The 23,037-nt window shown below is 42.4% G+C and carries 23 protein-coding genes; 13 read left to right on the top strand and 10 right to left on the bottom strand.

From position 1 onward, the window contains the following. Positions 1-16 precede the first annotated feature (16 nt). Complete coding sequence (locus G460_RS0114515) at positions 17-469, top strand: YdeI/OmpD-associated family protein (protein ID WP_026956046.1); 453 nt, start codon at positions 17-19, stop codon at positions 467-469. 4 nt (positions 470-473) lie between these two features. Here G460_RS0114515 and G460_RS0114510 read toward each other — a convergent pair whose 3' ends face one another. The 10 genes from G460_RS0114510 to G460_RS0114465 form a co-directional block, all read right to left on the bottom strand. Then, a complete protein-coding gene (locus tag G460_RS0114510; protein WP_026956045.1) occupies positions 474-2,876 on the bottom strand; it encodes a TonB-dependent receptor in 2,403 nt (800 codons plus the stop codon). A 73-nt stretch (positions 2,877-2,949) separates the two neighbouring features. Then, on the bottom strand, positions 2,950-3,663 hold the full coding sequence (locus G460_RS0114505) for a fatty acid desaturase (protein ID WP_026956044.1): 714 nt from the start codon (positions 3,661-3,663) through the stop codon (positions 2,950-2,952). Between the two features lie 21 nt (positions 3,664-3,684). After that, positions 3,685-4,530: a 4-hydroxy-3-methylbut-2-enyl diphosphate reductase gene (locus tag G460_RS0114500; protein ID WP_026956043.1), complete on the bottom strand. Its 846-nt coding sequence runs from the start codon at positions 4,528-4,530 to the stop codon at positions 3,685-3,687. 9 nt (positions 4,531-4,539) lie between these two features. Next, positions 4,540-5,247, bottom strand: coding sequence for a lycopene cyclase domain-containing protein (locus G460_RS0114495; protein ID WP_026956042.1), 708 nt, complete (start codon positions 5,245-5,247; stop codon positions 4,540-4,542). Further along, positions 5,247-6,089 (bottom strand): phytoene/squalene synthase family protein, encoded by an 843-nt coding sequence (locus G460_RS0114490; RefSeq protein ID WP_026956041.1) that lies wholly within the window; start codon positions 6,087-6,089, stop codon positions 5,247-5,249. Before G460_RS0114490 ends, G460_RS0114495 begins: the two co-directional genes overlap by 1 nt. Before the next feature lie 9 nt (positions 6,090-6,098). Next, complete coding sequence (locus G460_RS0114485) at positions 6,099-7,592, bottom strand: phytoene desaturase family protein (RefSeq protein ID WP_026956040.1); 1,494 nt, start codon at positions 7,590-7,592, stop codon at positions 6,099-6,101. 5 nt (positions 7,593-7,597) lie between these two features. Then, positions 7,598-8,110, bottom strand: a complete 513-nt coding sequence (locus G460_RS0114480; RefSeq protein ID WP_026956039.1) for an RNA polymerase sigma factor — start codon at positions 8,108-8,110, stop codon at positions 7,598-7,600. A gap of 206 nt (positions 8,111-8,316) precedes the next feature. Further along, entirely contained in the window at positions 8,317-9,213 is an 897-nt protein-coding gene (locus G460_RS0114475) for a MerR family transcriptional regulator (RefSeq protein WP_026956038.1), read from the bottom strand. Then, a complete protein-coding gene (locus tag G460_RS0114470) occupies positions 9,213-9,656 on the bottom strand; it encodes a sterol desaturase family protein (protein ID WP_026956037.1) in 444 nt (147 codons plus the stop codon). Before G460_RS0114470 ends, G460_RS0114475 begins: the two co-directional genes overlap by 1 nt. A gap of 82 nt (positions 9,657-9,738) precedes the next feature. Beyond that, entirely contained in the window at positions 9,739-10,404 is a 666-nt protein-coding gene (locus G460_RS0114465; protein WP_026956036.1) for a carotenoid biosynthesis protein, read from the bottom strand. A 105-nt stretch (positions 10,405-10,509) separates the two neighbouring features. Here G460_RS0114465 and G460_RS0114460 point away from each other — a divergent pair, with 105 nt between their 5' ends. The 12 genes from G460_RS0114460 (at position 10,510) to G460_RS0114405 (ending at position 23,034) form a co-directional block, all read left to right on the top strand. Continuing rightward, positions 10,510-10,812 carry a DUF4286 family protein gene (locus G460_RS0114460; protein ID WP_026956035.1) on the top strand — a complete coding sequence of 101 codons (303 nt, stop codon included), beginning with the start codon at positions 10,510-10,512 and terminating at the stop codon, positions 10,810-10,812. A 64-nt stretch (positions 10,813-10,876) separates the two neighbouring features. Then, on the top strand, positions 10,877-11,341 hold the full coding sequence (locus tag G460_RS0114455; RefSeq protein ID WP_026956034.1) for a TspO/MBR family protein: 465 nt from the start codon (positions 10,877-10,879) through the stop codon (positions 11,339-11,341). Positions 11,342-11,557: 216 nt separating this feature from the next. Beyond that, a complete protein-coding gene (locus G460_RS0114450) occupies positions 11,558-12,697 on the top strand; it encodes a DUF4221 family protein (RefSeq protein ID WP_026956033.1) in 1,140 nt (379 codons plus the stop codon). 9 nt (positions 12,698-12,706) lie between these two features. Further along, complete coding sequence (locus G460_RS0114445; RefSeq protein ID WP_026956032.1) at positions 12,707-13,840, top strand: DUF4221 family protein; 1,134 nt, start codon at positions 12,707-12,709, stop codon at positions 13,838-13,840. A gap of 11 nt (positions 13,841-13,851) precedes the next feature. Then, positions 13,852-15,003 (top strand): DUF4221 family protein, encoded by a 1,152-nt coding sequence (locus G460_RS0114440; protein WP_026956031.1) that lies wholly within the window; start codon positions 13,852-13,854, stop codon positions 15,001-15,003. Positions 15,004-15,006: 3 nt separating this feature from the next. Further along, the gene (locus tag G460_RS0114435) at positions 15,007-16,128 is read left to right on the top strand and encodes a DUF4221 family protein (protein ID WP_026956030.1); all 1,122 of its coding nucleotides are present in this window, start codon (positions 15,007-15,009) and stop codon (positions 16,126-16,128) included. Positions 16,129-16,138: 10 nt separating this feature from the next. Continuing rightward, positions 16,139-17,278 (top strand): DUF4221 domain-containing protein, encoded by a 1,140-nt coding sequence (locus tag G460_RS0114430; RefSeq protein ID WP_026956029.1) that lies wholly within the window; start codon positions 16,139-16,141, stop codon positions 17,276-17,278. Between the two features lie 3 nt (positions 17,279-17,281). Next, complete coding sequence (locus tag G460_RS0114425; protein WP_026956028.1) at positions 17,282-18,427, top strand: DUF4221 family protein; 1,146 nt, start codon at positions 17,282-17,284, stop codon at positions 18,425-18,427. A gap of 6 nt (positions 18,428-18,433) precedes the next feature. Further along, positions 18,434-19,570, top strand: a complete 1,137-nt coding sequence (locus G460_RS0114420) for a DUF4221 family protein (protein ID WP_169817516.1) — start codon at positions 18,434-18,436, stop codon at positions 19,568-19,570. 5 nt (positions 19,571-19,575) lie between these two features. Beyond that, complete coding sequence (locus G460_RS0114415) at positions 19,576-20,724, top strand: DUF4221 family protein (RefSeq protein WP_026956026.1); 1,149 nt, start codon at positions 19,576-19,578, stop codon at positions 20,722-20,724. Positions 20,725-20,731: 7 nt separating this feature from the next. Next, positions 20,732-21,877 (top strand): DUF4221 family protein, encoded by a 1,146-nt coding sequence (locus tag G460_RS0114410; RefSeq protein ID WP_026956025.1) that lies wholly within the window; start codon positions 20,732-20,734, stop codon positions 21,875-21,877. 5 nt (positions 21,878-21,882) lie between these two features. Further along, on the top strand, positions 21,883-23,034 hold the full coding sequence (locus G460_RS0114405; protein ID WP_026956024.1) for a DUF4221 family protein: 1,152 nt from the start codon (positions 21,883-21,885) through the stop codon (positions 23,032-23,034). Positions 23,035-23,037 lie beyond the last annotated feature (3 nt).

Genomic DNA, 23,037 nt, shown 5'->3' with positions numbered 1-23,037 from the left:
CCTGCTCTTTTTTTGGATGAAACTCATTGTCGAAGGCACTTATTTTTTGGAAAAGTTTACCGGGAAAGGCGGGTGGACTTTTGTCAAATTCCCTGAGATCATCCTCTCCGGCAGCAAGGCTTATGGTATGATGAAGGTCTCTGGCTCTTTTGATTCGTATGCTTTCGAAGGCAAACATTTGATGCCCATGGGCAATGGCCAACTGTTCATTCCACTAGCCAAAGCTATCCGAAAAATCATCGGTAAAGAAGAAGGAGATCCAGTCTATGTCAAGCTTTTTCAAGAAGAAATCCCAAGCCAAATCCCAGAAGAACTTATTGCCTGTCTACAGGATGATCCCGGGAAATGGAAGCTCTTTCAAAAGCTAAGCTCAGAGGAACAAAGCAAGTGGATCTCCTACATCTATCAAGTGGATGATCTGGACCGAAGATCCAGCAGAATCATACGACTGCTGCAGTCACTGAATTAAACTCTTAAAACTCCACTATAATACCTACAGTCGGTAGTAGGCTTCCTGCTGTATTCTCAATCAGTTTGAGTTGATAGCGGCTAGGATCGTTGGGATCGATCAGGATCGCCCCGGCATCATCCCGCACAGGCACCAAAAGAGGGGCTTGCTCCGCTTCGAAATTGTAGGCGTTTTGGATATCCACGTACCAGTTGAGATTCCAGTTTTTGAAAAAGTATTTCTTATCCAGTCTCAGATCCAATTGGTGAAATGCCGCCAATCTAACAGCATTGATCTGATCATAGTCTAAGATGCCAGTATTTCGTAGGTCCCAATTGCTGATCAAGGCTGACTCCTCGATATCATAGGGAGTATAAGGAGTACCTCCCAAAAATCTCCACCGAGCTCCCAATTCCCAGTTTTTGCCAAATCGCTTGCCTGCAGTCAGGCTGAGAATAAATCTATTATCCCAACTGGAAGGGACATAGCCCTCTGTATTCGGATTGGTAAATTCACTTCTGACCAGAGTAAGTGCCGCAATACCATAGAAATCATTGAACAGACGCTGCTGAGCCAGCAATTCCAAACCATACGCTTTCCCTTTGGCATCCGAAGAAACAGGCTCATTACCTATGACGCCAAAATCTGCTCCCAGATTGGCAAGTGCTATTCCATTTCGGATCGATGAAGGGTAATTGTCATATTGTTTGTAAAAAGCTTCCGCAGTGAATCTTCTGTTCTTCTCGGGCTGGAGTAGCTCTATCCCGCCGATCAGCTGACTGCTGCGGATGTACCGGACATCATTTTCCTGGTTGACCAGCTCGCCTTCATTATCTTGATACCCCAGCACAGTGTACGGAGGCTTTTGATAATATACTCCCACATTAGCTGTAGCGAATAGATTGGGTCGCAACTGATAGGAGACGGAAAGCCGCGGACTGATCTGATTCAGTGGATTTTGGGCAGTCTTGCCAAAGTCAGACCCATCCATCCTTAATCCCCCGGTAAGAAGCAATCGCTCCCCGTTGAAGTATTTGCTTCCAGAAACAAAAGCTCCATAAGAATTGTAATGAGTGGTCGAGTTGACATCAATGACCTGCCCGGTAGAGGCTAGAGAAGAGCGATCAAAATTGTCAATAAAATAGCGGGCATACTCATAGTTGACTCCATGTTTCAGTGTGAATCCAGAACCAAAAATGGAGTTTTCAGCACGGAATTTATTTTCTGATTCTTGGGACAAATAGTCAAATAAGAGATTGTCAGCGGAGCTTTCATCATTTCCCGCATATTTATACGACCTATTGTTCAGCATATTGCGACTCAAGACAAAAGTCCAGTAGCCATTTTCCCGGAAGCGCTTCAACTTAAAGCCCGTCGCATAATTCCACTGCTCCTGCACAGGCAAAACTCCCAGCAAATAAAGGCGGTTTTCCAGTTCCTCTTCATCTTCACCGTCTGGCAGTTCCTCATTGAGAACGAATTTATCAATGGCTCCCACTCCCAGAAATGTCAACTCTGTCTTCTCATTGAGTTTGGTAGTGGTTTTCAGCTGAAAGTCATTGAACGTCGGCAAAAAGGGTAGCTGAAGCAATTTGAAAAGGCCCTGCAAATAGGATCTCCGAGCGGAAAGTAGATAAGTGGTCTTCTCACCGATTGGCCCTTCATTGGAAAGGGTAAGTTCTGACGCTCCTAAAGTAAGCTGGGTAAACATCTGGTCTCTTCTACCTTCTTTGAGCTGCACGTCGAAGAATGATGAAAGAGCATTCATGCGGTTGGCAGGAAATCCTCCTGCAATCAGATCCACATTTTTGATCAAATTGACATTCAAGATCCCAACCGGCCCTCCGGAACTCCCCTGGGTAGAAAAGTGATTGATCACTGGCACCTCTATCTCGTCGACAAAAAACTTGTTTTCATTGGGAGCGCCTCCACGAATCAAAATGTCATTGCGAAAACTCGGAGTACTTGCCACTCCTGGCAAGGCCTGAATCACTTTGGAAATATCTCTGTTTCCTCCAGGATAGCGTTCGATTTCATTGGAATTCAATTTTCGCACAGAAAGCGGAGTCTCTTCAGACCGGGAAAATTCCGAACTCACCACGACCTCATTCAGCTCGGACGCATCCTCGCTCATCTCTATATCCAACTGAACAGCCTTGGCCAGCGTGATCCTCACCTCATATTTGGTCACCGTTTTGAACCCCACAAAACTCGCCCGCACATTGTAAAGTCCTGCCGGAATATTTGTGATTTCGTAAGCTCCATTCTCATCCGAAATAGCACCGAGTTCGGTATCCAAAATCAAAATATTGGCAAACGCCACAGGCTCATTATTGATAGGATTGGTGATTTTTCCTTTCAGAACACCTTGGGCATAGCCGGAAAAGCTGCCCAAAAAAAGAAGGATCACGAGTAGACTTTTCTTCATTTTTAGAGGATGATTTCTATCAAAATCAATTTTGGAGCAAAAGGTTTGAAGTTCAACTAAATTTTGATTTGTATCAAGTGCTTTGCTTTTCTTTCATTCTCCAGAGCCTCCACCAAGGAATCCCTGGAGAGTCATGATGCTCGTAGTGATATCCAAAAAAATAACAGGATAGAAATGCCCACACATGATTTTTGGATTGGGTAGAAGAGTGATGCTTATTGGGGTTTTCACCCCGATGTGGCAAGTAGGTACCAAAGTAAAAGAGCTGAAATGTGGATAAAATTGCAGGCAGCATCCAAAAAACAATCAAATTCTCGGTACTTATCCACAATTTGAGCAGGTTGAAGGTAATGGCCATCAATACAAATTGCCACAGACTCAGGTATTGTTTGATAAAAGAAAAGTACCAAATGAAGAAATTCCCGGAAGGATGATAGTCTGGATCTCGCTCACTGGCGACATGTCGATGATGAAGATGATGCTTGGGAAAAAGTCTGCCATAGCTGTTGAACGAAAAAAGTCCCGCTGCTATCCAACCGGTCCAAGTATTAAGCTTTCTGTGAGAAGAGACCACTCCATGCATGGCATCATGAGCCGTGATAAACAAACCTGTATAAAGGTGCATTTGGAGCAAGATAGCCAAATAGGTCCATGGGCTTTCCCAACTAATCTGGAGCTGCAGGAGAAAAGCTAAGCTCACTGCCCACAACGCAATAATCGTCCAGGCAATCAAAAGGCCTTGCGGGTCTACTTTTTTATCAGAAATAAATGGGAAGTGGGAATGCATCTAAATCTTGCTTAGCTAGATCTAAAAGGTAAGAATTCTTTCTTTGACCTCCTCCATCAGCCACATGGGAGTGGAAGTAGCTCCACAAATTCCCACCCGATCACCCAAAGTAAACCAGTCAGACTGAATTTCACTGGGACTAGACACGAAGTAGGTTTGATCATTTCGCTCCTTACAGACTTGGTACAAGACCTTCCCATTCGAGGATTTGGTTCCGCTCACAAAAATCACTTTGTCGTAGCGACTCACAAATTCCCGGAGCTCCTTGTCCCGATTGGATACCTGCCGGCAGATGGTATCGTTGACATTTACCTCGATCCCATTATCTCTGAGCGTTTGGTGGATTTCATAGAATTTGCCCGTGGATTTGGTCGTTTGGCTGTAGAGTGTCAGATTTTTGGGTAGGCTAGGCAGATCCAGCTCATTGATATCTTGAAACACTACGGCCTTATTGTCTGTCTGACCCAATAGACCGATGACCTCAGCATGTCCATGCTTGCCATAGATATAGATAGGCTCCTGCTTGTCAAAGGAATTTTTGATGCGATTCTGCAATTTGAGCACCACCGGACAAGAGGCATCGATCAAAGTAAGGTTATTTTGAATCGCCAGTTTGTAGGTAGAAGGAGGCTCTCCATGCGCCCGAATCAAGACTTTTTCATCCCTAAGACCATACAGATCCCCATGGTCGATGATTTTGAGTCCCTTTTGCGCGAGTCGCTTGACTTCTTCATCATTGTGCACAATATCCCCCAAGCAGTAGAGATAGCCCTGCTCATCCAGAATCTCTTCTGCCATCTCAATCGCATATACCACTCCAAAGCAAAAGCCTGATTGTGTGTCGATATCTACTTGGAGAAGCTTCATAGCGATGTATTAACTTTTGAAAGAAGGAATTGTTTTCTGAGCTCGAAGTCTTTCGAAAATACTGACATTCATCAGCAGCAAGGTCATGCTATAGATCGCATCCTCCACAGGTACCGTCCAGATTCTAATCCCCAAATTTTCAGCATTGTTATAGATCACCACAGGTTCTTCGGTGATTCCTCCAGTCAGGATGCCATTACAGATAAAAAACGGAATCAAATGAACCAGATAGGCAAATATAAAACGCCCCAAAAACCGATCATTAAAGACCAAAAAATGGAGTATCAGCACTGCTGCCCCTACAAAGCAATTGACAGAAGTGTACCATTTGTCCAAATGAATAAATCCAAATCCCACTAAAAATGGAACAAGGACATACACGAAAGGCTTAGACCAATTTTGAAAATAGTCTTTGGGAAAAAAATATTTCAGCACCTCGTAGATAAAGACACAGGCAAAAGGAACAGTGATGAAAAAGAGCCATTCTTCCAGAGGCAATTCAAATAGATAAATACCCAGAAGATAGCGAGGGTTAAACTCCCATACTCCCATGACAGTAAACCAGTGATCCCAAACCAGAAAGAATGCAGCTGTAAATACGATCGCAGGAAAAAGGGCCGACCATTTACGTGCAAAATGGATTTTGGGCTCAAAGGAGCGAACCAGCGGAAAAGAAATCGTGAGAATATTTATAGACAGATACAGGTACTTTTCCATCAGCTGATGCCCAGTTTGGTCTCAAAAAAAGTACCGACCAGAAGTGAAAGTTTTTGGGAATTGGGGATCCTGATACGTTGCTGTCGGATAACCTCTGCGGACAGAGATTTGATCTTGTCAAATAGCTTTTGATAATACAAGTAGGCAACTCTAACGCCAAGCTTAGCACCCTCTGGCAACTGCTCGATGCCGATCTGAGCATCATCAAAGTCCCGCTGGATATCTTCTTCGATTTGTTTTTTGATAGTCAGATCAAAGAATCTGTAATCAACTCCCGGAAAATATACCCTCCCTCGCTCTTCAAAATCACTTTTGATATCCCGTAGGAAATTTACCTTTTGGAATGCCGCTCCCAGTTTACGGGCAGGATCAGCCAGCTTGTCATAGAGGGGGGCATTATCACCACAAAAAACCTTCAGACACATCAGTCCCACCACTTCGGCTGAGCCATAAATGTACTCGGTATAGCGACTGTCATTGTATTTTTTGAAATCCAAATCCATCTCCATGCTATGCAAAAATGCATGAATGAGCTCTGGATCTATTTGGTATTGATTGACGATAAGCTGAAAAGACTGAAGCACGGGATTGATAGAAAACCCACTCTGGATCGCTTCAAAAGTGTCTTTCTTGAATCTTTCAAGAAGTCCTTCCTTGTCTTGATCATGAAAAGTATCCACGATCTCATCCGCAAATCTTACAAATCCATAAATAGCGTAAATCGGAAGATGAAATTTTTTGTCCAGTGTCCTGATACCTAATGTAAAACTCGTGCTATAGCGCTGCGTGATGAGCCTACTACACTCCAAACTCGTCTGATTAAATAACTCCTTGGCATCCATAACCTTAATTTACATTTTTTGAGAAAATTTGTGCTCTTTCATCACCTCTTTGGCTACTACTTGCCCTGAAATCAAAGAGGGAGGAACTCCAGGGCCCGGCACGGTGAGCTGTCCAGTGTAATACAAATTAGAAACCTTTTTGTTTTTCAACGAGGGCTTTAAAATGGCTGTTTGAGTCAACGTATTGGCCAAGCCATAGGCATTTCCCTTGTAGGCATGGTAGTCTTTTTTGAAATCCTTATGGGCATAAGATCTCTTGAAAATCACATGTGAGCGGATCTCTTGTCCGCTGTACTTTTCTAGCCTGTCCATGATCAGATTGTAGTATTTTTCGCGTAGCTCCTCTGTATCTTTCAGATCTGGAGCGAGCGGAACGAGCAAAAACAGGTTCTCCATACCCTCTGGCGCTACACTTGAGTCTGTCTGAGAAGGGACGCAAGCATAAAACAAGGGTTTTTCCGGCCATCTGGGGTTGCGATAGATGGCATCTGCGTGAGGACCGAGATCTTCGTCAAAGAAAAGATTGTGATGACGCAGATTTTGGAGCTTTTTGTCCACCCCTACATAAAATAGGAGACTGGAAGGAGCCAGAACGCGTTTGTCCCAGTAGTCTTCGGAATAATTACTGTACTTCGGATTGACCAGATGCTTGTCCACGTGATGATAGTCGGCTCCTGCCACGATTACGTCTGCCTCTATTTTTTCACCCGAAATCAAGCGAACTCCCGTGGCCAAGCCATTCGTAATTTCTATTTCTTCGACTTCCGCCTGATAGCGAATTGTGACTCCTTTTTCTTCAGCTAGCTCGACCATCCCACGGACAATCTCATGCATGCCTTTTTGGGGATACCAAGTCCCCAGAGCGATGTCCGCATAATTCATCAATGAATAAAGAGCAGGAATATTTTCGGCTGTTTCTCCCAGAAACAAAACAGGAAACTCCATCAAACGGATGATTTTCTCTGATTTGAAAAATTTTCGAACATGCTTTGACATAGACTGGAAGACGTCCATTTTGAGCACATCCCGCAGGAGGGAGGGGGAGGCAAATTCCAGAAGAGATCTACTGGGTCGCGTGACCAGATCATGGATTCCCACTTCGTATTTGTACTTGGCTTGGGCTAGAAATTGATCCAATTGGACTCCTGCGCCTGGTTCTTCTTTTTCAAGCATTGCCTTGAAGTCATCCAGATCAGCGGGAATATCCCAGTGCTCCTTCTCTCCATAAATCACCGCATAGGATGGGTCTAGACGGAGTAGATCATAATAGTCAGATACTTTCTTGTCAAAGCGTGCAAAATAATCTTCAAACACATCCGGCATCCAATACCAACTGGGGCCCATGTCAAAAACAAAACCTTGGTGCTCAAACTTCCGCGCCCGACCGCCAGGACTGCTGTTTTTCTCTAGTAGGGTGACTAGGCAACCTTCCGCGGCTAAATGTGTGGCTGCCGATAGTCCTGCAAATCCAGAACCTATGACCAGCACATGTTTTTTATCCATTGGGATCAATTCATTGTTCGGTAGACCATCAGATTTTCTTTCAGGAGCTTTCTGGCAATATGGATTCTATTCTTTACAGTTCCTATCGGGATCTGCAGCTCTTCTGCGATCTCATGATATTTGAATCCCCGGAAATGCATCATAAAAGGAGTCTGATAGACAGAGTCTAGCCCGTCTATAGCTGCAGTGATATCATCCATCGCAAAACTACCATAGGCCCCATTTTCGATTTTGGAATCTGTCGAATTGATAAAATGCAGATTGTCGGTCGTATCTACAAAAGTCGCTCTCCGCACCATTCGCTGATAGTTGGTAATAAAAGTGTTTTTCATGATCGTATACATCCAGGCTTTCAGATTAGTGCCTTCTGTAAATTTGTCCCGGTTGGTAAAAGCCTTTACCATCGTGTCTTGGATCAGGTCATTGGCATCGTCCCTGTCACGGGTCAATTTCAACGCAAAAGGGCTAAGGGTAGATCTTAGCTGATTGATGGAGTAACTGAATTCTAGAGTCGTCATGGCTAACAATTTTTTTGTTTAATCAAACCTACGATCAATTAAACAAAAAGACAAGCTTTTGTTTAACATTTTTCAAAAATTATAAAACATTAAATCTTTCATTTCAAGCTATTTACTAGTATATATAGTAATAAAATCGCCCTGAAACGAAAAAAGGCGCCTTTTTCAAGACGCCTTTTGTTTAATATATATTTTATTTTGTTAAACTATTTCTCTTGCAAGACTTGACTGATTTGTTCCAGAATAGGCTTGATGTCCCGGAGCTGAGTGAGCTGCTGTACATTATGAGGAAGGACCAGGTCCTGACTGATCACCTGAAATCCACTGACCAAAACTGTCGAATCTGGAAAAAGCCCGCCAAGCTCATCGACGTAGGATTGGACAGATTCCATGGCAGGAGTTGTAGTCGCCACGGTGAGCAAATACTCTGGGTGATGTAATTCATAGACAGAAATCAAGTCGCTCATCGGAGTGCTCTGTCCTAAGTAGATGACTTTGTGTCCAAAGCTTTTGATCAAATAGGTCGTGAAAAGCAGTGAAATCTCATGAAGTTCGCCTTCGGGCAAAAACAACAGAAATTTCTTACCGTCTCCAGAGATCATCTGCCCATCGATGGCCACGATCAGCTTTTGTCTGATCAGATTTGAAATGAAATGCTCCTGTGCCGGATTGATGGCAGCGGTTTGCCAGAGGATGCCAATTTTGGAGAGGAAAGGATAGATCACATGCAGCATGGTCTGCTCAAATCCCAGCTTGATGATATTGGAGTTGAGGATTTTTTCAAATCGCTCTTCATTCATCTCCACCATGGCGATCGTCAGGGCATGGATCTGATCATCGTGTGCCAGACTTCGCTCCGTGAGCCGCATCACTTCCGTCCGGATTTCCTCCAGATTCATGGCGGCGATTTTGGAGATTTTCAGTCCATTTTCATTGAGCAATGCCACATTGAGAATCAACTTTAGATCTGCATCATCATAATAGCGGATGTTCGTCTCTGTCCTTTTAGGATTGAGCAAAGCATAGCGCTGCTCCCAAATCCGCAAGGTATGGGCCTTGATGCCGGACAACATTTCCAAATCTTTGATCGAATACGTACTCACTATTCCTCCTTTCTAAAATACTTCTTTGGTACCCAAAACAACCCGAATGAAACAGCTCCGTCTCTTTCCCGACTTCTATGATGTGCCTGATGTGCTTTGAAGATCCCTCTCAGAAATCCACTTTTGGGACTGTCAAACCATCTGACTCTCCGGTGTACCAGCACATCGTGCAAAACAAAATACAGCATCCCATAGAGACTGATGCCGACACCGATCCAGAATCGATAATCCAGATTTTCCACCCCCAAAAAGATCAACCATACAGCAATCCCTCCGAATAAGATTGAAAAGACATCATTGAGCTCGAAGAAAGATTTGGAAGGCTGATGGTGCGTCTTGTGAATCATCCACAGTGGCCCATGCATAAGATATTTGTGGATCAGCCATCCGGATAATTCCATCAAAACGAATCCCAATCCTATGAATCCTATGGCCTTAATCATTCTTTTGTCGTTTTTATTTACAATTTATTTCCTTTGGAATTGTTTAAAAAAAACAGAAGTTTTTTGAAAGGAACAGCATTTTCTATTCCACCACTGTAAAATTGAGTACCGTGAAGAACAGAATCATCCCCAGCAACATCCAAAGAGTAATCGGGTTTGACTTTTCAAAATTTGCCTTCCTGAAAATCAAATGGATCAGAAATGAAACCCCAAACCAACCCAAGTAATTGCCCGCTGGGATCTGATCAAACTTCCAATACCAGAAATCCAGTGACACAGCTACTGGCTCCAAGATATAGTCAATCGCCGTCATCGCTACAGCCCCCAAAAATGCGGCATAATAATCATTGTCGATTTTCTGAAAAGCTGAACCAGTAAGGTAAGCCAGCAAAAACCAATTGACTCCGATGATAATAGGCACTTCCCAAAGCTGCACTCCCAGTGTAGGGCCATAGACATAGTCCCCAAACAAGTATCCTGTGTGAATCCCGATCAGCTCTGCACCAAAGCCCATCCAAAATGCCGCAGCGGCAAAAATGGGAAATGCATCGGTCCATCCCCGATGAAAGAGCAGTAAGAGAACCAGACTAACTAGCAGCTGCGCTGGAGTCAGTGCCAAAAACCACTCTCGGTATTCCGGCAAACTCAGGCCTACAGCTCCTACAGCATAGATCACCACGATGAAGACCTTCGCCAAGGTAAGTTTGATACTGGAATCTAGGGCTCGATCTGGGACGACTTTATGCATGGGCTGGAGCTATAAGGAAGCGAATTGAATTTTTCAGCTAGGGATTCCTAACTTTGCTGTTCAGAATTTGTTAACAAAAAAAAGAAAATAATCCCATACACGGCTATGATTCTCTACAACATCACCTTCAGCGTCGCCAATGAAATCACCGAAGACTTTGTGTCATGGATGAAAAACACCCACATTCCGGAGATTTTTGCCACGGGATTGTTTACTGACCACAAGTTTTATAGACTGCTCAATAGTCCTGACGATTCCACGACCAACTTCAGCATTCAGTTCTTTGCTGAAAACACCAACAAGCTGATTGAATACGAAAACCGGTTTGCAAATGCATTGAGAACGCAAACTGTACAACGATATGGTGAAAAAGCTCTGGCATTTAGAACTCTATTGGAGTCGATTTGATATAGCTAGTGCCAAACAATTAACTATCCCTTGAGTTATCAGTATTTCTATTCTTCTTAAGTCGATGAAAAACTGGCACAAACTGCTCATCAGTCTATTGCTTCCTCAGCTCGCCGGAGCTTTGGGAGCTTTTTTTACGATCTCGGCCGTTCAGGGCTGGTATACCACGATCCAAAAGCCTTCCTTCAATCCGCCCAACTGGATCTTTGGACCGATGTGGACATTGCTATACATCCTGATGGGTATCGCCTGCTACCTGATCTGGAAAAGTAATCATCCGGCAAAGAAACCTCTTCTCTCCCTCTATTTTGTACAACTGGCATTGAATGCCTGTTGGTCACCTGCTTTTTTTGGAGCTCAGTCTCCCCTGTTGGGTCTCGTGATCATTTTACCCCTATGGATATTGATCCTGCTTTGTGTGATCCGTTTTAGGAAAGTTTCCCTTTGGGCTTCCTACCTCATGCTGCCGTACTTGCTTTGGGTAGGATTTGCTTCAGTCTTGAATTTTTCGATTTTCTGGCTCAACTAATTGGCCAAGGATATATATCTAGCGGACTATGTGAAGTCCATACTTTTCTCCTATCTACTAGACGCCTAGATTTTTTGAGCTTTTGATGCAATGATCCCTGGCTTTTGTGTCGCTTGTCTAACGCTATGAGACTCTTCTTTTGCGAATACGATTTTAACATTGTTTCACTAGTTTTTTAGCATCAATGTTTTAGTTTTATAGGCTAAACTCTTTACTATGAAACACTTGATTTTTCTGATTACCCTGATTGTTCTTTTTTCTTGCTCCACAAAACAGGAAGACACCTCTTCAAAAAACATTTTAGAAAATCTCACGGTCAGCATTGACAGTTTGGTGGTCGATTCAGGGGAGGAGGTCTACAATCCCAATCAACTCTTTGCACAATCTATTTCTCCAGATGGCAAAAGACTACTCGCTTTTAATGAGCAGGATTTTGAATTTATAGAGCTCTCTTTGGAAGACCTCAAACTCATCAAGCGGCATCCTTTTGAAGCAGAGGGCCCAAATGGAATCGCCGGATGGGTTATGTATTTCCAGATTTTAAACGGGGATGAGCTGATGCTTCTGGATCAGAAATCTCCTAAGATTTTTAATCTCGACGGTCAAAAACTCAAACAGTACGACCTTGATTTGGCAAAGGCCATTGATTTTGAATCAGAAGGACCTTTCTCTATCCCGAATGGCTTCCACATGAGCCCCGACAGGTCCAAGTTTCTATCCTTACCCATGAACTTTGGCAAACCGGTAGAAGGTCTGGCCATTATCGACATTGCCTCAGAAACTGGTAAAATCCTCAAGCTCCCCGGACTGGACCTTACTTATGGCTATCAGGTCGTGTGGCAAGATGGCAACATGGGTTCTTTTTTTGGAGATGCTGTCAGTCTGCAACTGGTCAATGATAAATTCCTCATCTATAGCGGGGCGACTGCAGACTTCTATGTCTATGACTATCACACCGACAGCCTGGATTGGAAGACTATCACCCATACGCTGGTAGAAAACCGCAAGGAAGGGCAGTATCCCCATGAAGTAGATTCCCGCGAACGACAAATGGAGGTCGTGAATCAAATCAGAAAACAAATCACCTTCAATAAATTCTACTGGGACCCTAGCCGGAAAATGTACTTCCGGTTTGGCACCAAAAACATGGTCTTTCCCGATCCCGCTAAAGGAATCAAAAGAAGCGCTGACGCTTACATTTTTGCTTACGATGAAGATTTCAATCTGGTGGGAGAATCTCTCTTAGAAGATTTCGAGAATACTCCTTATTCTGGCAATTTCTTGGGGGGAAGTTTTTACTCCTACCTGCCCATGGGAGACGATGCGGGCTTTGTACGATACTCATTTGATTTTTAATCCATAGCTATGACTAACAAACTGACCCCTATCGCATTTCTTATCCTTCTGATAGGCTGTGGCACTCCGGAGAACACAGGAGAAAGCACGGACAATCTTTTGGAAAATCTTCAGATCACCACCGACACTGTAATGGTGGATGTAGGAGAGGAAATCTTCAATGCTGGAGCCTATTCAACATTAGTAAAAATTCCCAACCAACCCATCGTATATTTTCCATTTAATAGTGGCCAGGAAGTCCATGAAATCGAGCTGACAAAACCATCTCTTGTCCGAAGAATCAAGTTTGAAAATGATGGTCCCAACCAAGCTCCTAGATATTTCCAGCAGTTTGATATGCTGCCTTCAGGAGAGTTTTTAATTGCTGATTTTTCTATGGCTGGGCTTTTTTCTCAGGATGCTGAGAAAATAAGAGAAATAAAGATTGATCCCTCGGAGGTTGAAGGAATAGATGATGACTTGTCACAAATCAATTATACCCTTTACTTAAGTCCAGATCAGAAAAAGGCGATTTCCAAAGCCGATAAAATAAAGACCTTTTCGTCCCAGATTGCTGTCTTTGATTTGGAAAACAAGTCCGCTAAGGTCATAGATCTTCCAGCTCTTGAAATGACTAAAAACTTCCAATCGACCTTTGCCGAAGGAAATGGAAGTGTGACCTATGGCGACTTTATCACACTTAAGAAATTGGATAATTTGTTTTTCATCACCTCTGGAGCTACTTCCGATACCTATATCTACGACTTGGAAAATGACTCACTGACTCTGAAAACATTCCCTCATAAGCTAGTCCCAGTAAGCAAATCAGGCACATTTCCTTCTGAGGTAGATTCTGACAAGCGAGTAGAAGAAGTGGGAGAACAAATCAATCAGCAGCCAACTTACCAAGGCTTTTTCTGGGATGACATTAGAAAACAATATTTTCGTTTTGCGACTAAGACAAATGGATTCAATGAAAATGGTGACAGAAAAAAAATGGATGTTTTCTTATTCGTCTATGATAAGGATTTAAACCTATTGGGGGAAACCAAAGTGGACCTTCCTTGGGCTCCGTATAGAGCATTTTTTCACGACGAAAAGCTCTATTCCTATTTTGTAGTCGAGGAAAACCCCGGCTTTGTAGTTTATGACTTCAACTTTTAAATCCTTTTAGTATGAGAAAACTTGGCATTCTATTCTTGGCTATAGCTACACTTTCCTGTGGGGAAAAAGAAAGCGCTGAATCCGGTAGCTCCAATCTCTTAGAAAATTTCTCCTTCTCCGTAGATACGGTAATAGTAGATCCGGGGGAGGAAATCATCAATCTTTCTCGAGGTGTCAATCTTAGCTCCTTGAACGAAAGCAAAACTCATTTTTATCTCCTAGATGAGCAGGAGGGACATGTCAAAAAAATCAGCTTAGATCAGCTGGTTTTAGAAGAAATAATTCCGTTCGAAAAAGAAGGTCCCAATGGAATCGGAGCCAACTACCATACCAAGGCTTTGCTGCTTCCTGGAGAGGATTTCCTCTTTACCAGCTTTCAGGTTTCCGGGATTTTTTCAAAGGAGGGCAAACTCCTCAAGGATCTCAAAATCAAACCCGATGACATACAAATAGAAGGCATGGAAGAAAGTGAATCCAACAATTTGACCAACCAATTCACCTTGGCCAAAGACCGAAAAACAGCCTTTTCCCTTCCGGGCAATTTCATAGCTGGATCCCGGAAACTTGTCAAAATGGATCTGGAAAATGCTACTGGAAAAATTTTGCCTATTCCTGCCATGGATATCGCCGGTCAGTTTCGGATTCTATTGGAATCCAAAGAGGCCATGTCCATCTATGTGGAGTCCATTAATTTGCAGGAATTTGAGGACGCACTCTATATCAGTGCCCAGCCGACCAATAAAATCTATCGATACGACTACGATACTGATTCCATGCAATTACTAGAGTATGACTTTCAGCTGGTGCCAGATCAGAAGGAAAATCCGATCCAAAACAAAGTCTCTTCCAAAGAAGAATTTGATGCTCAGATGGATAAGGCTCTCACACAAATTAGCTTCGAAAAACTCCTGTACGATTCTAAAAATGAGCGATTCTATCGATTTGGTAGGATCTATAAACCCAAGCTAGAAGGCGAGGACCGATATACCCGTGCTCGTGTTTTTCTTTTTGCTTTCGACAAGGAGCTGAATCTGATCGGAGAGACAGAAATCAGCGAACTAGAAAAAGTGCCAGATTCCCCCTTTTTCAAAGACGGCAAGCTCTGGTCCTATGTCAATGTGGAGGATGAGCTGGGCTTTGCGGTGTTCACTTTTGATTTTTAAGACATGAAACATTTACTTTTCTTTTCCCTAATTATTCTATTTTTCTCTTGCTCAAAACCTAAAACCTCCGAAAACTCCCATCCCAAAAATATTCTTGAAAACCTGACATTCGAGTTGGACACCATCCATATCCATCCGGGCAATGAGCTGATCGACCTGTCTGGAATTCTTCTGATGGAATATGACGGCGCTGACCAGCTCTATGTATTCCAGGAAAAAACAGCGGCGATCCAAGAGATCGATCTTCTGGAGAAAAGGCTCGTAAATTCATTTCATTTTGAGCGGGAGGGTCCTGATGGCATCGGCAGTTTTATTTCCAATATTCAAGCGTTACCCAATAAAGAGTTTGCAATCATCTCCTACGAAACTCAGGGTATCTACAATTCCGCAGGCCAGCAACAAACAGACCTCTCACTTTCGACACTTAAGGATTCTCAAGGAAGTGATGAATCCCTTCCTCCACCATTTGAAATGCGTGTTTCACAAGATGGAAAGCAAGCATATGCTTTAGTCGGTGACTTTTTTGAAGGATCATGGAGTTTTGCCCGGGCAGATCTAGCATCCAAGCACTTAAAATCTTGGGAAATGCCTGAGTTCCTGGCAGCAAAAAGTTTCACAATTACTTTGAGCGGAGAAAGCTCCTTTGATCTGAGGGCAGAGGATATTCACCTTCAAACCCTCCGAGATCAAGTTCTGGTCATGATGGGAAGTACCAGCTCGATATATCGATACGACCCAGCTATCGATAGCCTCCAACTTATCACTTTTCCCCACCAGCTCACCGCCCCAGAAAAAGAGGGCGAGTACCCAAATGAGGTGAGTTCGAGTCAAGAGTATCAAGAAATCGTAGCTGCTATTCAGAGCCAGATTACCTATGATAGATTGGTGTGGGATGAGACTCGGCAGTCCTATTTCAGACTGGGCACCAAAAAAACAGCATCGCAACCAAATCGCTATGAAATCTTCCTCTATGTCTACAATCCGCAATTAGAACTCATTGGGGAAAGTCTCCTAGGTCAATTTGATACCGCTCCTTCCACCTATTTCTTCAAAGACGGCAAGCTCTGGACCTATGTCAATGTCGAGGACGAGCTGGGCTTTGCGGTATTCACTTTTAACCTTTAAACCCTTACTAATGAAAAATCTATCTGCTCTTTTTTTGATTTCCCTACTTTTCTCTTGTACGGAAAAAAAAGAAAACTCCCAATCCGAAAATATCCTTGAAAATCTGACATTCAAAGTGGATACAGTTGTCATGGATTCCGGAGAGGACATTTTCAATTTGGGTATGGGTATTCGATCCTTGGATCTATCCCCAGACAAAAAATTTCTCTATTATTTTGAGAATATGCCTCCCAAACTCCTAAAGGTTGATTTGGAGAAAAATAGATTAATCAGCAAAACTGAATTTGAACCCGAAGGTCCCAATGGAATTGGTGCTTTCGTAGGGACAATCCAAGTGGGGCCAGATGGAAAACTAGCCTTGCTTGGAAATAATGGAGTTTATGGGGTTTTTGATCAAAGCGGAACAAAAATCGAAAACCTGAATAACAAACCAGACGGGATAGATCCAAATTTGGCAGAGAACAATTTCAACTTGTATGGTAATAGCATTTATGATTGGGAAAACAGGAAGATCTATTCCTGGCCCTTGGAAAATGACACCGAAAAATCAGGCTTAGTATCCATAGATTTAGCTTCAAATACTGCCAAAATCATTGAAGCTCCTGAAATGGAGATCGTTGACAAATACAGCATTGTCTTCGAGCAAAATGGATCTTTCCAAGTATCTCCTCAGCAAGTATATCTGACTCAACATGAAGGTAAAATTCTGATTTCATGTTCTGCTATGGGGGATTTTTATGAATATGACCCCCTTACCGAAGAATTAAAGTTCATCCAAATCGATCATCATTTAGTACCTAATCGGCTGACAGGAGAAATAAATAATAGGCCTAAATCTGAAGAAAGCTTTATGGATGAAATGGCAAAAGTGAATGAGCAGATCCACTTTAGAAAGCTACAATGGAACCCCAATAGAGAGATATTTCTAAGACTTGCCACCAAAATACATATGCCGAAAACTCCCGAAGAGGAATATAAATTTGAATATTTTCTATTGGCCTATGATCAAGATTTCAAGCTTCTTGGTGAAACCAAACTGGATCTAGAGGGAAGAATCGACTACAATGTTTTCTTCAAAGACGGCAAGCTCTGGTCCTATGTCAATGTGGAGGATGAACTGGGCTTTGCAGTGTTCACTTTTAATTTTTAAAACATGAAACACCTATCGCAATTTGCACTGATTTTTCTCTTGCTTTCATGCTCGGGGAAAGAGCAATCCGAAAGCTCTAAATCAGAAAATGTACTCGAAAACCTAACTTATTCTGTTGACACCGTCATGGTAGATGCTGGAGATGAAGTAATTAACCTCAGACATGGAGCTAGGTTTTCCGCCGTTTCCTTGGATGCCCAGAGGTATTACTACTATGATTATAATAAAATTGCGATCAACGAAATTGATTTACAAACCCTAGAAGTGACAGATATCTACCAATTCAGCAAAGAAGGTCCCAACTCTATTGGTTTCAATCTTCCCAATATACAACCATTGAGAAATAGCAGATTTTTCTTTGCCTCCTCTGCCAATGTCGGGATCTATTCTAACTCTGGAGAAAAAGAAAAAAGTTTAAAGTTCAATTTCAAAGAAATAGATGGTTTGGATATAGATGAGGGTGGACTAATAACTAATCAAGCCAAAATTTCGCATGATGGGAAATTGATGTTTGCACTGTCAAGTCCTTATCATACACCTACTGATGTCAGAGTTATTATTGTAGAACCAGAAATCAAAAAAGGGAAAACTATTTCACTACCTAATTTTATTCCAACATTAAAATTTAAAGTACATCTAAAGGAGGAAAAAAGAGTGATGGGAGTAAGGGAAGGAGTTCAATTAAATATATTAAACAATGTCATATTAATAACAAGCTCCTCAACTTCTGATACTTATATTTATGATTATCAAATCGACTCATTACGACTAATTGAATTCCCTCACCAATTAGTTTCGCTCAAAAAATCAGGTGAAATCAAAAATGAGGTTGGAGATGAAAATGAGTTTTATGCAGAATGGGCCAAATTCAAGTACCAAATCAGCTTTGATAAATTTCTCTGGGATGAAGAGAGACAACAATACTTCCGGTTTGGTTATCAACTGATTCCTCATGAAGACCGTGAACTGGAGAAGAAGTCAGAGGTCTTTCTTTTTGCCTATGACAAAAACCTAAACCTGATCGGTGAGACTCAACTGGATGAAATAGAGTACAGATTCGAATCTCCATTCTTCAAAGACGGCAAGCTCTGGTCTTATGTCAATGTGGAGGACGAGCTGGGCTTCGCGATATTCACTTTTGATTTTTAAATGATTATGAAAAAACTATTTCCCTTTGTATCACTGATCCTTCTCGCTGCTTGCGGAGATAAAGACAGTTCTGAAAATGCAGAATCAGAAAACATTCTAGAAAACCTGACCTTTTCTGTCGATACAGTAGTGGTAGATGTGGGCGAAGAGATTTTTAATCCAGGGGCATATTATGTGAATGATCTAAGTCCGGATCGATCCAAGGCGTATTTTCTCTATATGGAAAACGAAATCCATGAAATTGATCTGGAGAACATGAAGCTCTTAAATCGCTTTGTGTTTCAGGAGGATGGACCGGATGCAATTCCAAAATATCCAAATAGCTTTCAAATTTTACCGGAAAATGAAGTGTTTTTAGGAGGCTACGCCCAAACAGGGATTTTTAAAGTCTCTGGCGAAAATGTGGCTAACTTTAAAGTAAGACCGGAAAATCTTGACGGTATCCCAAATGATGCTGCTTACTCAATGACCAGCCAACTGCATATCAGCCCAGATAAAAGCACAATGGTCAGTCTACCGGGAATTTTTGGAGAAGCCATTGAAGGCCTGGCAGTGATCAACACTTCAGATATGAGTGCCAAGATTCTGGAACTACCGGCACTTGAACTGACCAAAAACTATCAGATCATTTACAGAGTAGGAAATGGAGCAACGAGGACCGGAGATTCCCAGGAGATCCAATTCCTCAATGACCGATTTGTAATCTACAGCGGTTCCACCTCAGATGTTTATTCCTACGATTGGAGGACTGATTCTCTTCAGCTTCATACTTTTCCGCATCAGCTAGTGCCGCTCAGCAAGACAGGACAATTTACCACTACTCCAGATTCCAGAGAAGCTCAGCAGGAAGCTACGAGGGCAATGAGAAAGCAGATAACCTATGGAGAGTTTTATTGGGATGCGCAAAGAGAAATCTACTACAGGTTTGCCGAGATGAATGAGAGATATGATGACAGAGGCAATTTCGTAGATGCAGAGGTCTATCTTTTTACGTATGACAAAGATCTGAATCTCACTGGCGAAACTGAAATTAAAGAATGGAATCATGCCCTTTCTGGATGCCTGATCAAAGACGGGAAACTATATAAAAAATTCGTGAAGGGGGAAAACCCAGCCTTTATCATTTATACCTTAAACTTTTAAGAAAAATGAAAAACCTATCCGTCTTTTCCCTAATTATTCTCTTGTTTTCCTGTTCTGGAAAGGAAGAAAATGAAGGTTCATCCAGTACTAACATTCTTGATAACCTGAGCTTCTCGGTCGATACAGTGGTCGTGGATTCTGGCGATGACATTATTGATTTATCCAATCATTTGCGATTGGGAGATATCAGTGCAGACCGGAAAAAGCTCTATTTATTTCATGAGGGTGAAAACAAACTATCAGTAGTCAATCTTGATCAGCTGAGCCTGGAGGAAAAGCTTCCCTATGAGCAAGAAGGGCCCAATGGAGTCGGCAGTTTCTTATGGAGTTTGGATCTCCTTGCCGATGACAAATTTTTGCTCAAGACATTCAATACCGCCGGAATCTTTGATTTGCAGGGGATCAAACATGAATCCATCAACCTAGAAGAGGAGGAAATCAGCGGAATCCAAGAAAAAACGCTTCAAAACAACCGCATGAAAGTCAGCGAAGATCTCAAATGGTCCTATACCATTCCGGGTTCTGACTTTGACAAGGAAGCCCAATCGGTCGAACTCGCCCTCATCCAGCGTGAAACCAAAGAGGGGAGACTTTTTCCTTTACCAGCTTTGGACAAGACTCGAAACTTCAAAGTCGCCCTGGCGGATGGCCCTATGATGCAAATCTATGCCGAGGATTATTTTCTATCTGAGCATCAGGGAAAATTCTATATCGGCTCCTCTGTCACCAGCGATCTGTATTCGATTGATCCTACTAGTGACTCTGTGCAACTGCATAGCTACGAGCTCCACTATGCTCCCAAAGAGAAAACTGACCCTCCCTCCCAGCCAGAATTTACCGATCGGGAAGCTTGGCAAAATGAGGTAGAGAAGATGAGGTCTCAGGTCACTTATGGAGAGTTGATCTGGGATGATAGCCGCAGCTATTTTTTCAGATTCGCCAGTGTTTTGGAGCCGAGCTTGGTCGAGGATGCTCCCTCCCATAGCACCGTCTTTCTTTTAGTTTTTGATGAAAATCTAGCGCTCATCGGAGAAACAGAAATCGAAGAAATGGACGATGCTCCAGAGTTTCCTTTCTTCAAAAACGGCAAGCTCTATTCTTTTGTCAATGTTGAGGATGAGCTGGGCTTTGCAGTATTAAACTTCAACTTTTAATTAAACTATGAAATACAATTTCCTTTTAGGTGCCTGTATATTTTTCCTCTTTGCTTGCTCCAAAAAAGACGGCGGGCAAGTAGACTCTTCAGATCTATTTGATGGGTTCAGCTTTCAAATTGACACGGTGATAGTAGATTCCGGTGAGGAATTGATGCTATTGGAGGGTAATTACATGGGCGATTTCACACTATCACCTGATCGCAGCAGGCTTTATATTTTTAGTGCAAAAAACTACATCCTTCAAGAAGTCGATCTGGATCAGTTGACTTTGATCGGTAAAAAGACTTTTGAAAAAGAAGGGCCGGATGGAGTGGGAGACTATCTCAAAAGTTTGCATCAATTGGAAAATGGAAATTTGATCTTTTCCAATTACAGTGGGACGGGAGTTTTTAGCCTGGATGGAAAAAATCTATCTAGATACATGCTCAAATCCTCCGAAATCGACGGGATTGATCTCAAAGATGACTTCCCCCTCAATACGAATGCAAAGATCTACGGAGATGGTAATTCACTTTTTGCCATCAATGCCTTTGAAAAAGATTATCAATTGATGGAAGTAAACCTTTCCTCCCAGACAGGCAATCAATGGAGCATGCCCGCTCTCAATCTTACTAAAAACTTCCAAACCATATTTGTTACGGGAGTTCCTACCAGGTTCTTTTCCCTGAGTCCTCGGATCGACTGGGTCAATCAGCAAGTGATCATCTCCAGCCCTGCCACCAATGAGATCTATGTCTATCGACCAGGGCAAGATAGCCTTCGTCATGTGGCATTTCCACATAAGCTGGTCGCCTTGACTAAGGAAGGCACCTACAATCAAAACGCGAACAGCATAGAGGAATTTCAGCAGATCATGACAGACATCAGTTCTCAGGTGGAATTTGGACCAATCATGTGGGATGCCAATCGAAAACTCTACTTCCGACTTTCGAAAGTAGAAATCCCAAATCTGGACGATGAAGCCCCAAAACGCTATGAAAACTATATTCACGCCTTTGACTCAGATTTTGAGTTAGTAGGTGAAGCTCAGCTAAAAGGTATCGATCAAAAACTGACCAATGAGGTATTCATCAAAGACGGCAAGCTCTGGTCCTATGTCAATGTAGAGGATGAGTTGGGCTTTGCTGTATTTACTTTAAAGCTGAACTAAAATCTATGAAAAACTATCTGCTCTTAATTTTTGCATTTACATGGCTGATTTCCTGTTCAGGAAAAGAAGAAACTAGCTCATCCAATAATCTCTTGGAAAACCTGTCCTTTTCTGTAGATACCGTCCTAGTGGATGCAGGAGATGACTTTCTCAATCTTTCTCAGGGGATTTTCCCAAATGGTCTTTCCCCGGACCGATCCAAACTTTACTTTTTCGAAAACAGTCCTGTTCAGCTCGTGGAAATAGATCTAGAAAATTTGAAGCTAGTGAAAAAAACCAAATTTGAGACTGAAGGACCTAATGGGGTGGGGAGTTATTTATCAGGGTTGAAAATTGGTCCTGATCAAACGCTGTTAGTAAAAAGCAATAATCACGTTGGCTTATTTGATCGAAATGCGCAACTCCTCAAAAACCTAAGAATTAGCCCTACAGGAATAGACAGTACTTTGGCTGATAACTACTTTGCGCTCTATTCAAATTCAGAATTTGACTTTGATTCCCAAAAAATCTATTCCTATCCTAGTTTCAGAGATGCCAGTGATAATATCTTGCTGATCATCGATACTCAAACTAAGACTGCCCGCTCACTACCAGTACCCAAAATGAAAATCGTGGATGAGTATTCAGGCACTTATACTTTTGAATCCGAGCAGGGCACAGCAATCTCCTTTTTCAGTGTGAGGAGCTCTGTCAGCTTATTACCGAAAGATCTGATCCTATCCACCGCTGCCTTGAGTGGATTCTACAAGTTGAATCTCGAGACAGAGACGTTGGAGTTTGTGGATATTCAGCACCAGATTGCGGCTCCGGAAATTCAGGTGGTTATTCCTCAGGATTTTTCTGGGCCGGAAGAAGTAAGACAGCTTCAAAATCAGATTTTGGAGCAGGTCAATTATCAGGAGATTCTCTGGGATGAAAGCCGGCAGCTGTATTTCAGACTAGGAGAGAAAACTTTCCGTGGGGAAAGCTATGAGGAACCGATCACTTACGAATATTACCTTTTTGTATATGACAAGGACTTCAAGGTGGTCGGGGAATCAAAGCTGGAGGGCATAGATTTTAAACTAAAAAACTTGTTTTTCAAAGACGGCAAGCTCTGGTCCTATGTCAATGTCGAGGATGAGTTGGGCTTTGCGGTACTTACTTTTGATTTCTAATTT

It is taken from the genome of Algoriphagus vanfongensis DSM 17529 (assembly GCF_000429465.1).
GTDB classification, from domain to species: Bacteria; Bacteroidota; Bacteroidia; order Cytophagales; family Cyclobacteriaceae; genus Algoriphagus; species Algoriphagus vanfongensis.
The sequence above is the reverse complement of the archived record's forward strand: the minus strand, read 5'-3'. Positions and strand labels throughout refer to the sequence as shown.

What these genes read in the sequence shown, in the direction of transcription:
- G460_RS0114470 (WP_026956037.1), bottom strand. Translation starts at nt 9,656, where the DNA reads ATGATTAAGGCCATAGGATTCATAGGATTGGGATTCGTTTTGATGGAA.
- G460_RS0114455 (WP_026956034.1), top strand. Translation starts at nt 10,877, where the DNA reads ATGAAAAACTGGCACAAACTGCTCATCAGTCTATTGCTTCCTCAGCTC.
- G460_RS0114510 (WP_026956045.1), bottom strand. Translation starts at nt 2,876, where the DNA reads ATGAAGAAAAGTCTACTCGTGATCCTTCTTTTTTTGGGCAGCTTTTCC.
- G460_RS0114445 (WP_026956032.1), top strand. Translation starts at nt 12,707, where the DNA reads ATGACTAACAAACTGACCCCTATCGCATTTCTTATCCTTCTGATAGGC.
- G460_RS0114490 (WP_026956041.1), bottom strand. Translation starts at nt 6,089, where the DNA reads ATGGATGCCAAGGAGTTATTTAATCAGACGAGTTTGGAGTGTAGTAGG.
- G460_RS0114495 (WP_026956042.1), bottom strand. Translation starts at nt 5,247, where the DNA reads ATGGAAAAGTACCTGTATCTGTCTATAAATATTCTCACGATTTCTTTT.
- G460_RS0114420 (WP_169817516.1), top strand. Translation starts at nt 18,434, where the DNA reads ATGAAAAAACTATTTCCCTTTGTATCACTGATCCTTCTCGCTGCTTGC.
- G460_RS0114405 (WP_026956024.1), top strand. Translation starts at nt 21,883, where the DNA reads ATGAAAAACTATCTGCTCTTAATTTTTGCATTTACATGGCTGATTTCC.
- G460_RS0114435 (WP_026956030.1), top strand. Translation starts at nt 15,007, where the DNA reads ATGAAACATTTACTTTTCTTTTCCCTAATTATTCTATTTTTCTCTTGC.
- G460_RS0114465 (WP_026956036.1), bottom strand. Translation starts at nt 10,404, where the DNA reads ATGCATAAAGTCGTCCCAGATCGAGCCCTAGATTCCAGTATCAAACTT.
- G460_RS0114415 (WP_026956026.1), top strand. Translation starts at nt 19,576, where the DNA reads ATGAAAAACCTATCCGTCTTTTCCCTAATTATTCTCTTGTTTTCCTGT.
- G460_RS0114515 (WP_026956046.1), top strand. Translation starts at nt 17, where the DNA reads ATGAAACTCATTGTCGAAGGCACTTATTTTTTGGAAAAGTTTACCGGG.
- G460_RS0114410 (WP_026956025.1), top strand. Translation starts at nt 20,732, where the DNA reads ATGAAATACAATTTCCTTTTAGGTGCCTGTATATTTTTCCTCTTTGCT.
- G460_RS0114430 (WP_026956029.1), top strand. Translation starts at nt 16,139, where the DNA reads ATGAAAAATCTATCTGCTCTTTTTTTGATTTCCCTACTTTTCTCTTGT.
- G460_RS0114425 (WP_026956028.1), top strand. Translation starts at nt 17,282, where the DNA reads ATGAAACACCTATCGCAATTTGCACTGATTTTTCTCTTGCTTTCATGC.
- G460_RS0114485 (WP_026956040.1), bottom strand. Translation starts at nt 7,592, where the DNA reads ATGGATAAAAAACATGTGCTGGTCATAGGTTCTGGATTTGCAGGACTA.
- G460_RS0114505 (WP_026956044.1), bottom strand. Translation starts at nt 3,663, where the DNA reads ATGCATTCCCACTTCCCATTTATTTCTGATAAAAAAGTAGACCCGCAA.
- G460_RS0114460 (WP_026956035.1), top strand. Translation starts at nt 10,510, where the DNA reads ATGATTCTCTACAACATCACCTTCAGCGTCGCCAATGAAATCACCGAA.
- G460_RS0114450 (WP_026956033.1), top strand. Translation starts at nt 11,558, where the DNA reads ATGAAACACTTGATTTTTCTGATTACCCTGATTGTTCTTTTTTCTTGC.
- G460_RS0114440 (WP_026956031.1), top strand. Translation starts at nt 13,852, where the DNA reads ATGAGAAAACTTGGCATTCTATTCTTGGCTATAGCTACACTTTCCTGT.
- G460_RS0114480 (WP_026956039.1), bottom strand. Translation starts at nt 8,110, where the DNA reads ATGACGACTCTAGAATTCAGTTACTCCATCAATCAGCTAAGATCTACC.
- G460_RS0114500 (WP_026956043.1), bottom strand. Translation starts at nt 4,530, where the DNA reads ATGAAGCTTCTCCAAGTAGATATCGACACACAATCAGGCTTTTGCTTT.